Source organism: Pseudomonas sp. LBUM1655, from assembly GCF_059716085.1.
Genome location: NZ_CP166801.1, coordinates 2,078,641 through 2,086,642 on the forward strand (window position 1 = coordinate 2,078,641; position 8,002 = coordinate 2,086,642).

Annotated in this window: 7 protein-coding genes; 2 read left to right on the forward strand and 5 right to left on the reverse strand. The window is 59.8% G+C overall.

Annotated features, from left to right (window positions below; translation table 11 throughout):
• Window positions 1-89 precede the first annotated feature (89 nt).
• Window positions 90-1,061, forward strand: coding sequence for a GlxA family transcriptional regulator (locus ACA074_RS09355; RefSeq protein ID WP_497678833.1), 972 nt, complete (start codon window positions 90-92; stop codon window positions 1,059-1,061).
• On the opposite strand, the gene ACA074_RS09360 is transcribed toward ACA074_RS09355, so the two are convergent.
• From ACA074_RS09360 to ACA074_RS09380, 5 genes are all read right to left on the reverse strand, one after another.
• Complete coding sequence (locus ACA074_RS09360; protein ID WP_489878684.1) at window positions 1,058-1,447, reverse strand: hypothetical protein; 390 nt, start codon at window positions 1,445-1,447, stop codon at window positions 1,058-1,060. The genes ACA074_RS09355 and ACA074_RS09360 overlap by 4 nt on opposite strands.
• Window positions 1,448-1,825: 378 nt before the next feature.
• Complete coding sequence (locus tag ACA074_RS09365) at window positions 1,826-3,652, reverse strand: glycoside hydrolase family 15 protein (RefSeq protein WP_497678834.1); 1,827 nt, start codon at window positions 3,650-3,652, stop codon at window positions 1,826-1,828.
• Window positions 3,645-4,445 carry a glucose 1-dehydrogenase gene (locus tag ACA074_RS09370; RefSeq protein WP_497678835.1) on the reverse strand — a complete coding sequence of 267 codons (801 nt, stop codon included), beginning with the start codon at window positions 4,443-4,445 and terminating at the stop codon, window positions 3,645-3,647. Before ACA074_RS09370 ends, ACA074_RS09365 begins: the two co-directional genes overlap by 8 nt.
• 129 nt (window positions 4,446-4,574) lie before the next feature.
• Window positions 4,575-5,579 carry a terpene synthase family protein gene (locus tag ACA074_RS09375; RefSeq protein ID WP_497678836.1) on the reverse strand — a complete coding sequence of 335 codons (1,005 nt, stop codon included), beginning with the start codon at window positions 5,577-5,579 and terminating at the stop codon, window positions 4,575-4,577.
• Between the two features lie 182 nt (window positions 5,580-5,761).
• Window positions 5,762-6,895: a cupin-like domain-containing protein gene (locus tag ACA074_RS09380; protein ID WP_497678837.1), complete on the reverse strand. Its 1,134-nt coding sequence runs from the start codon at window positions 6,893-6,895 to the stop codon at window positions 5,762-5,764.
• 129 nt (window positions 6,896-7,024) lie between these two features.
• Here ACA074_RS09380 and ACA074_RS09385 point away from each other — a divergent pair, with 129 nt between their 5' ends.
• Window positions 7,025-7,762, forward strand: coding sequence for a thioesterase II family protein (locus ACA074_RS09385; RefSeq protein WP_497678838.1), 738 nt, complete (start codon window positions 7,025-7,027; stop codon window positions 7,760-7,762).
• Window positions 7,763-8,002 lie beyond the last annotated feature (240 nt).

Here is an 8,002-nt window from a genome sequence, read left to right on the forward strand (position 1 = left end):
CGTTCTTGCTCCATTAAAAGGGGTGGACGGCTTCACTGTAGGCGCGTAGGTTTTGGCGCATACGCCAATTACCCCACGAATTACGCCAAATGCCCAAAGCCATCCACGTACTCGCGTTTGCCAACATGCAGATCCTCGATGTCACAGGTCCCTTGCAGGTATTCGCCTCGGCCAATGATCTCGCCCGTCAGCGCGGCTTGCCGGTTCCTTATGCGCCGTCAGTGATTGCCAGCGAGGGCGGTGCGGTGATGTCGTCGGCGGGGTTGGCGGTGCTGGCCGAACCGTTACCGGTGGAGCCGAGCGATACGCTGATCATCTCGGGCGGCTGGGGGATTTATTCCGCCGCTGAAGATGTGTCACTCGTGGACTGGGTGCGGGAACACGCCGCGAAATGCCGGCGCGTGGCCTCGGTGTGCACCGGGGCATTTTTGCTCGCGGCCAGTGGCTGGCTCGACGGTCGTCGCGTCGTCACCCACTGGACCCGTTGCGAGCAACTGGCGCAGCAGCACCCTAACTTGCAAGTCGAAGCCAATCCGATCTTCATCAACGACGGCCCGGTCTGGACCTCGGCGGGCGTCACTGCCGGCATCGATCTGGCGCTGGCCATGGTCGAGGAAGACCTCGGCCGCGACATCGCGCTGGACGTCGCCCGGCATCTGGTGGTGTTCCTCAAACGCCCGGGCGGGCAGTCACAGTTCAGCGTGACGTTATCGCTGCAAAATCAGGGCAATCGTTTCGATGACTTGCATGCCTGGATCGCCGAAAACCTGACCTGTGACCTCGGTGTTCCCACCCTCGCCGAACAGGCCGGCATGAGCGAACGCAGCTTCGTGCGTCACTACCGCGCCGACACCGGCCAGACCCCGGCGCGGGCTATCGAGTTGATCCGCGTCGAGACCGCGCGGCGGCTGCTCAGTGACACCGGACTGCCGATCAAACGAATTGCTGGCAATTGCGGGTTTGGCAGTGAAGAGACATTGCGCCGCAGTTTCCTGCGCGCTATCGGCGTGACGCCGCAGGCGTATCGGGAGCGGTTTTCGGTGAGTGCTGCTGTTCCTTAAGCCTCAGCTTCCGCCACCTGATTGAAATACTTCGTCCGATCCGGGGTAAACGTCACCACCATCTTCGTCCGTGAACACGTCAGCGAGCGCTCATCACTCAAATCGATATCCAGATCTTCTCCGCGCAACCCTTGCCATTGGGCGAGGTATTTCAGCGAGCCGTATTTTTCGTTTTTCTTCAGGCTGCGACTGACGCCACCTTTCCAGCCGAGCACCGGCAGTTCACCCGCGAGGCATTGCAGAGCGAGGTCGGGGAAGCGGGTGGCGCGCTGGCGGCCGATTTCCCAGCATTTGATCAGGCCTTTGTCGGCGGCTTCCCACAGTTGGGTGCGGGTAAGGCCGGTGCGCAGGGGGGAATTGATGGTGCGCTGGACGTGCTGGGACATTCTGGTTCCTTGAATTCGGGTTTTGTTGGACAGCTCCGCTGTGCCCGTTGCGTTGGATGGTAGGGGCGGATGTAACCGCTGGCAACAAGGTATTTCGGGGTGTAAGCGCAAGTTGCGGGGGGAGGGATTGAGTGGTGGTGTTTAGCGAATGTAGGAACTGAGCCGCGCGACTGTGGTGAGGGGATTTATCCCCGACCGGCTGCGCAGCAGTCGCAAAGTCAGTGAATGCGGTATTTCTGGAGGATTGCTTGTGGAGGGTTTGGGGCTGCTTCGCAGCCCATCGGGGATAAATCCCCTCGCCACAGGGAGGGACGGATTGTAGGAATTAGTCTTGCTGCGAGTGGGAGGTGGCAAATGTCCGACAGACTCCGATGACAATTACGGCTGCCACTCACTCTTTTCCCCACTCAAGCGCCTATCGAGAAAACTCGCTGCACTGATCAATGCCAGATGCGTCAGCGCCTGGGGGGTATTGCCCAGATGCCGCCCATGACTGTCGAACTCTTCGGCGTACAGCCCCAACGGATTGGCATAGCGCAGCAATTGTTCGAATTCCAGATGGGCCTTTTCCACTTGCCCGGCACGGGCCAGGCATTCGACATACCAGAATGAACACGCGGCAAACGCGCCTTCAGTGCCGGTCAAACCGTCGATGTTGGCGTCATCATTGCGGTAGCGATAAACCATGCCGTCGCGCACCAGCGTCTTTTCGATGGCCTCAAGCGTCGACAGCCAGCGCGGGTCCTTCGCGCTGACGAAACGCACCAGCGGCATCAACAGCATCGAACCATCCAGCGCAGTGCCGCCCTTGTACTGCACGAAATGCCCGCGTTCTTCGTCCCAGAAGTTGTCCCAGATGTCGGCGTAGATCGCTTGGCGAGTCTGATCCCATTGCGCGAAAGGTGCCGGCAGCGAGCGTTTCGATGCGAGACGAATCGCCCGGTCCAAAGCCACCCAGCACATCAGCCGCGAGTGCAGAAAGTGATGTTGCTCACCACGCATTTCCCAAATGCCTACATCCTTGGTCTGCCATGTCTCACAAACCTGATCGACCACTTCGCGCACGTGTTTCCAGCCTTCGTGGGAAATCGCGTCACCGTACTTGTTGACCAGATACACCGCGTCCATCAACTCACCAAAGATGTCGAGCTGGATCTGGTCATACGCGCCATTGCCGATCCTGACCGGTTGCGCACCGCCATGGCCTGACAGGTGGGTCAATTCGGTTTCCGGCAATTCCTGACGACCGTCGATGGCGTACAGAATGTTGAGTTTCATCGGTTGGCCACAGCAATCGCTGACCCGTCCGCGTAGCCAGCCCATGTAGGCGTTGGCTTCACTGACGAAACCCAGACGCATGAACGCGTAAACCGTGAACGAGGCATCGCGGATCCAGGTGTAGCGATAGTCCCAGTTGCGCTCGCCGCCGGGGGTTTCCGGCAGGCCGAAGGTGGCTGCGGCGAGGATCGCACCGTGTTTGCGTGAGGTCAGCAGCTTGAGCGCGAGGGCGGAGCGGTTGACCATTTCCCGCCAGCGTCCGCGATAAATCGACTGACCGATCCAGTCGCGCCAGAACTTCAGGGTGCGCTCCATGCAGAAGTCACCGGCACCTTCGGCAAAGCGCGGATCGTCGGTGGCGCCGAGCATGAAGGTGGCGGTCTGATTCTGTTTGAGGGTGAAGCGGGCAACCGCTGCATCTGCGTCGACTTGCATGGGCTGATCCGAAGCCAGACGCAGTGTTGGTTGCCCTGTGGCACTGAACACCACGTCTTTTTGATCCAACTGCGCACGGGTGGCGGCGCGGGAATAGTCGTGACGAACGGCGCAGCGCATGTGGAACGTCGCCTCGCCACTGACCACCCGCACCCGCCGCATCAGCAGTGGCAAGTCATCTTCACTGTCGCCCACCGGCAGCATGTTGGTGATTTCCACCACGGCATATTCACTGAGCCAGCGGGTTTGCAGAACGTTGGTGTCCGGCAGGTAAATCTGCTCGCGGCGGGCATCGGGCAAGTCCGGCGCCAGTTGAAAAATCCCTGCGTCAGGGGTGTCCAGCAGCGAACAGAAAATCGATGGGCTGTCGAACTCCGGCCAGCAGAAAAAATCCACGCTGCCTTTGTCGTTGACCAGTGCCGCACTGCGCATGTCGCCGATGATGCCGTGGGCGTCGATCGGGCTTTGTCGTTCTGGATGATGCTCAGCCATTGCCGCGAAACTCCGGATAGAGGCTCATGCCGCCGTCGATAAACAGGGTGGTGCCGACGATGTAATCGGCGGCATCGGAAGCGAGAAACACCACCGCGTTGGCGACGTCTTCGACATCGCCGATGCGACCGTAGGGGATCAGCTCAAGCAGTTTTTCGCCGGCCGCGCCTTCGGTGGCTTCTTTATTGATGGCCGTGCGAATCGCACCCGGCGCAATGCCGTTGATGCGAATGCGCTGATGGCTGACTTCCTGCGCCAGAGACTGCATCAACAGATCGACGCCGCCCTTGGACGCCGCGTAATTCACATGCCCGGCCCAAGGGATGCGCTGGTGCACCGAACTCATGTGAATGATCTTGCCGGCGGCCCGGGACACGCCTTCGCGCACGCCCTGGCGGTTGAAAATCCGCAGGGCGGCGCGGGCGCAGAGGAACTGGCCGGTGAGGTTGACGCCGATGACCGCGTTCCAGTCCGCCAGCGACATGTCCATAACCGCCGCGTCTTTTTGCAGACCGGAATTGGCCACCAGAATGTCCAGCGAACCGAAGGCGTCGAGGGTCGCGGCGAACAGTCGTTCTACGTCATCTTCCTTTGACACATCGGCGCGAATGGCAATCGCCTGACCTCCGTCGGCAATGATCTGCCGGGCCAGTGCTTCGGCGGGTTCGGCCTGGCGGTTGTAGTTGATGACCACGGCGGCACCGGCAGCGGCCAGGGCCTTGGCGGCGGCATGGCCGATGCCGGAGCTGGCGCCGGTGATGAGGGCAACTTGGCGGGCGAGGGAAATCTGCATGAGTGTCAGGGCCTGAAGCGTTAGTCTTGAATAGCTGACTGGCCGGCGCAGGCGAGAGTTCAGTGAAAAAATAGCTGCCCCTGCCAGCCCAATGCGCTTTGAGGGGGCATCGCGTATTAAAACGATTGCTCAGATGTGATAACGCGCACTGTGTTTATGCCATTCCCGATTGCCCGCAACCCAAGTGGTCAAGCCGTTCAGATAGCGTTTGGTCAAAGGCGTGGCAGTGCTCAGCAATTGCTTTTCAAGCGTTACGTATTCCTGCATGACGGCATCATGAATATCCGCCGATTTATCGATGGCATCTTGAAGCGAGCAGTCGTGTCTGGCCGCCAGCAGATAGGGAAGTTTGAAGTCTCCCGTTTCCTTGAGGTGCTCTTTGTAAGCGGAATACAAGTCGTTGACCAACGTCGTGGCCAGTGCTGCCAGCGCGCTGATGTGGTGAATCTCCGGCTGGGAATACAGGTTGGCGGGTACTTCGTATCCCCCGATAGCATCAATCAGAACCTGACAAGGCCAGAAACTGTTGACCTGTCGGCTGGCCAGGTATTCCGCGATGGTGGGTTGGGTGCCATAGATACGCCACGGAGCTTCGGCAGCCATGGTGACAAACATGGCAATGGTGATTTGCCGGACTCGAGCCACTTGTGAGGGTGTGCAGAAATGACCCACGCGTGTCATGTAAGCCAGCAATCCTCTGATCACCGGGTCGCGCGATTGTTGTTGCGAGAGTTCTTCATCGAAAGGCGCAGGCAAATAAACCGGGTCGATAGCCGTGATGGCGAACGACAGCATTTGGGCCACATTCTCAGGGCGGCCGCCAAGCGATTGGTCGTCACAATAATGGTCATCCACCGCGAACAATGCCGCGAAACACTGCGCTGCGAGCAGCAACCTGTCCGGATCGTCCGTGTCGGCATGGCACAACATTGCATAGCGGCCGAAGTCACTGGCGCGCAGTTTTTCGTGTTTACCGGCAAAGATACCCACGCTCGGTATCCACGCCATCAGACGCTCGTTGACCTCCTGGCCCAACGCCTCATCAATGCGTGTGGGTGGAGGGCAAAAGAGTTCGCGCACGACAAAGGGCGCAATTGCGCTGCGTGGTTGTGACGAGATCGTGGGCTGATTCATGGTGTGCTCCTGTTATCGACGCTGACTCAGGACACTGAACGCAATAGTCGGGTCCGTGCTTGACGGGCGAGTTCCTGCGTAAGTAACGGTGAGAATATAAATGCGCTTTGTCGGGAGAAAGCACACCTGTCAGGTCTGACAGGTGTGCAGGTTTTGCGACGGGTGGTGGAGTCACTCGCGGCTTACCAACCGCGCCCCGAGTTGACCCAGAAATTCACCGACAACGAGGTCGACACCGACTCGACCTGATGGAACCAGCCTTCCGGCAAAAACAGCAAATCTCCCGCCTCAAGTGTCACGCGCAGAAACGTCACATCCCGCGCCGCCGGGAAGCGTTCGTAGTCCGGCGCATCCGGGTTGAAATCGCAGCCATCCAGCCCGCCCTTGGGCGCGGTCGACCAGGTGCCCAGCGCTTCACGATGATGCGGTGCGGCGAGGGTGAATTTCTTCTGTCCCCACACCTGCGCAAACAGATTATCGGTGTCATCGCGATGCAGTGGCGTCAGCGTGCCTTTGGGGCCGATCCAGATGCGCGGCGGAATGAACTGCGAGGGATCGAAGTAGCCCGGGTATTTGATCTGCTGCATCAATTGCGCCGGCAGAATGTTGTTGCCCATGTAGGCCGGCGGTTCGCCGTCTGTGCCTTTGGCTGCAGGCTTGTCCAGCGAAGCAATGAAGTCAGCCATGGAGGTGGAGCGGAAATCACGTTCGGTGGAGAAGGTCTTCTTCACGTAATCGCCATGGCGGGTGATGCCTTGCAGTTCGGCGAAATGCACCAGCGACTCTTCGCGACTCAATTTGAACAACGGCCAGTCATGCAGCGCGTTGCTGATCACCACGGGAATGCCATGGGGCAGATAGCGGCTCTTGAACTCGGTCACCGACAGCTCGCTGCGCGAACGTCGCTCGACGTTCAATTGGTTCGGCAGGCCGGCGGTGAGCTTTTCACTGAAGCGCGGCGGCGTCGGGTAACGCTTGTTCATGTCGACTTTTTCCGCCACGGCGCCGCCGTGCATCGCATGCTCGATGATCTGCGGCAGCAGCGTCGCCAGGCCCATGTTGCCGCCGATTTTCAGGCGACCGCTGGCGAACAGTTCTTCGACGTTGGCCATGCCGCCCATGATCCCGAGGAAGTCGCGCTCGGCGACTTCGATGGTCACATCAGGGCTCGCGTGCCGGCCAGACACGGTGCGACTGCTGGCCTTGACCTCGGACCAGTAGGCCTGCTGCGGGCCAAACACGAATTGAAAAACGCCTTCGATGCCGACGGCGCCGGCATTGGCGAACAACATGCCCAGGATGCTCTGCAGGTCCACGGTGAATCCTCATTATTGGTTTTGGCCTGAACAGTTAACGAGCGCCTTTGCAGAGGATTTAGCGGGCGCCGACTAATTTGATCGGGCCGCGATCCGTTTCTCTCTACAGACGAATTTTTTGAGGGGAGCGTGGTGACCAAGCTGACTCTGCTGTGCCTGCCGTACTCCGGCGCCAGCGCGATGGTCTACAGCCGCTGGCGGCCGAAGATGCCGCAATGGTTGCACTTGCAACCGGTGGAACTGCCGGGGCGCGGCGCGCGGTTCGACGAGCCGCTGCACACCGACATGCGAGCGCTGGCGATGCAATTGGCCAAGGAATTGCGCCCGACACTCAAGACCCCGTTCGCGCTGTTCGGTCATAGCCTCGGCGCGTTGCTGGCCTGCGAAATGGCGCATGCCTTGCGCGCGCTGGGGTGTCCGGAGCCGGTGGCACTGTTTGCCTCGGGCACGGCGGCGCCTACGATGCGCGCCGATTACGATCGCGGTTTTGCCGAGCCGAAAACCGATGCCGAGCTGATCGAGCAATTGCGCACGCTCAACGGGACGAGCGAGGAGGTGCTGGCCAATGCCGAGCTGATGAGCCTGACCTTGCCGATCCTGCGGGCGGACTTTCAGTTGTGCGGCAGGTTCGAACCCTTGCAGCGACCACTGCTCAACTGCCCGGTGCATGTGCTCGGCGGCAAGGCTGACCGCGCCACCACCGAGCAACTGATCGGCTGGAGCAAGGAAACCCGTGGCAGCTTCTCGGTGGACATGCTGGCCGGTGGGCACTTCTTCATCCATGAGCACGAAGCCAAAGTGCTGAAGGTGATCAAGGATCAACTGGATGTGCACCATCGCCGGCATGCCATGGCTGCAACAGCCTGACCAACGCCGTTTCCCCTGTAGGAGCTGCGGCACGCTGCGATCTTTTGATCTTGATCTTTAAAATCAAAAGATCGCAGCCTCGTTTCACTCGACAGCTCCTACAGGGAGCTGTACACAAAAAATCCCAGCCCCACCTCCCGCCTGACAGTTATTCTCATTCGCTAATTTTTCCGGTCTGCATTCGTTTTATAGGGACGACGTGCCTTTGTGCTGCCTGCCTACTGATCCGGATGCCAAGAA

Excerpts from the sequence above, each read along its gene's own strand:
- ACA074_RS09355 (WP_497678833.1), top strand. The coding sequence starts at position 90 with ATGCCCAAAGCCATCCACGTACTCGCGTTTGCCAACATGCAGATCCTC.
- ACA074_RS09360 (WP_489878684.1), bottom strand. The coding sequence starts at position 1,447 with ATGTCCCAGCACGTCCAGCGCACCATCAATTCCCCCCTGCGCACCGGC.
- ACA074_RS09365 (WP_497678834.1), bottom strand. The coding sequence starts at position 3,652 with ATGGCTGAGCATCATCCAGAACGACAAAGCCCGATCGACGCCCACGGC.
- ACA074_RS09370 (WP_497678835.1), bottom strand. The coding sequence starts at position 4,445 with ATGCAGATTTCCCTCGCCCGCCAAGTTGCCCTCATCACCGGCGCCAGC.
- ACA074_RS09375 (WP_497678836.1), bottom strand. The coding sequence starts at position 5,579 with ATGAATCAGCCCACGATCTCGTCACAACCACGCAGCGCAATTGCGCCC.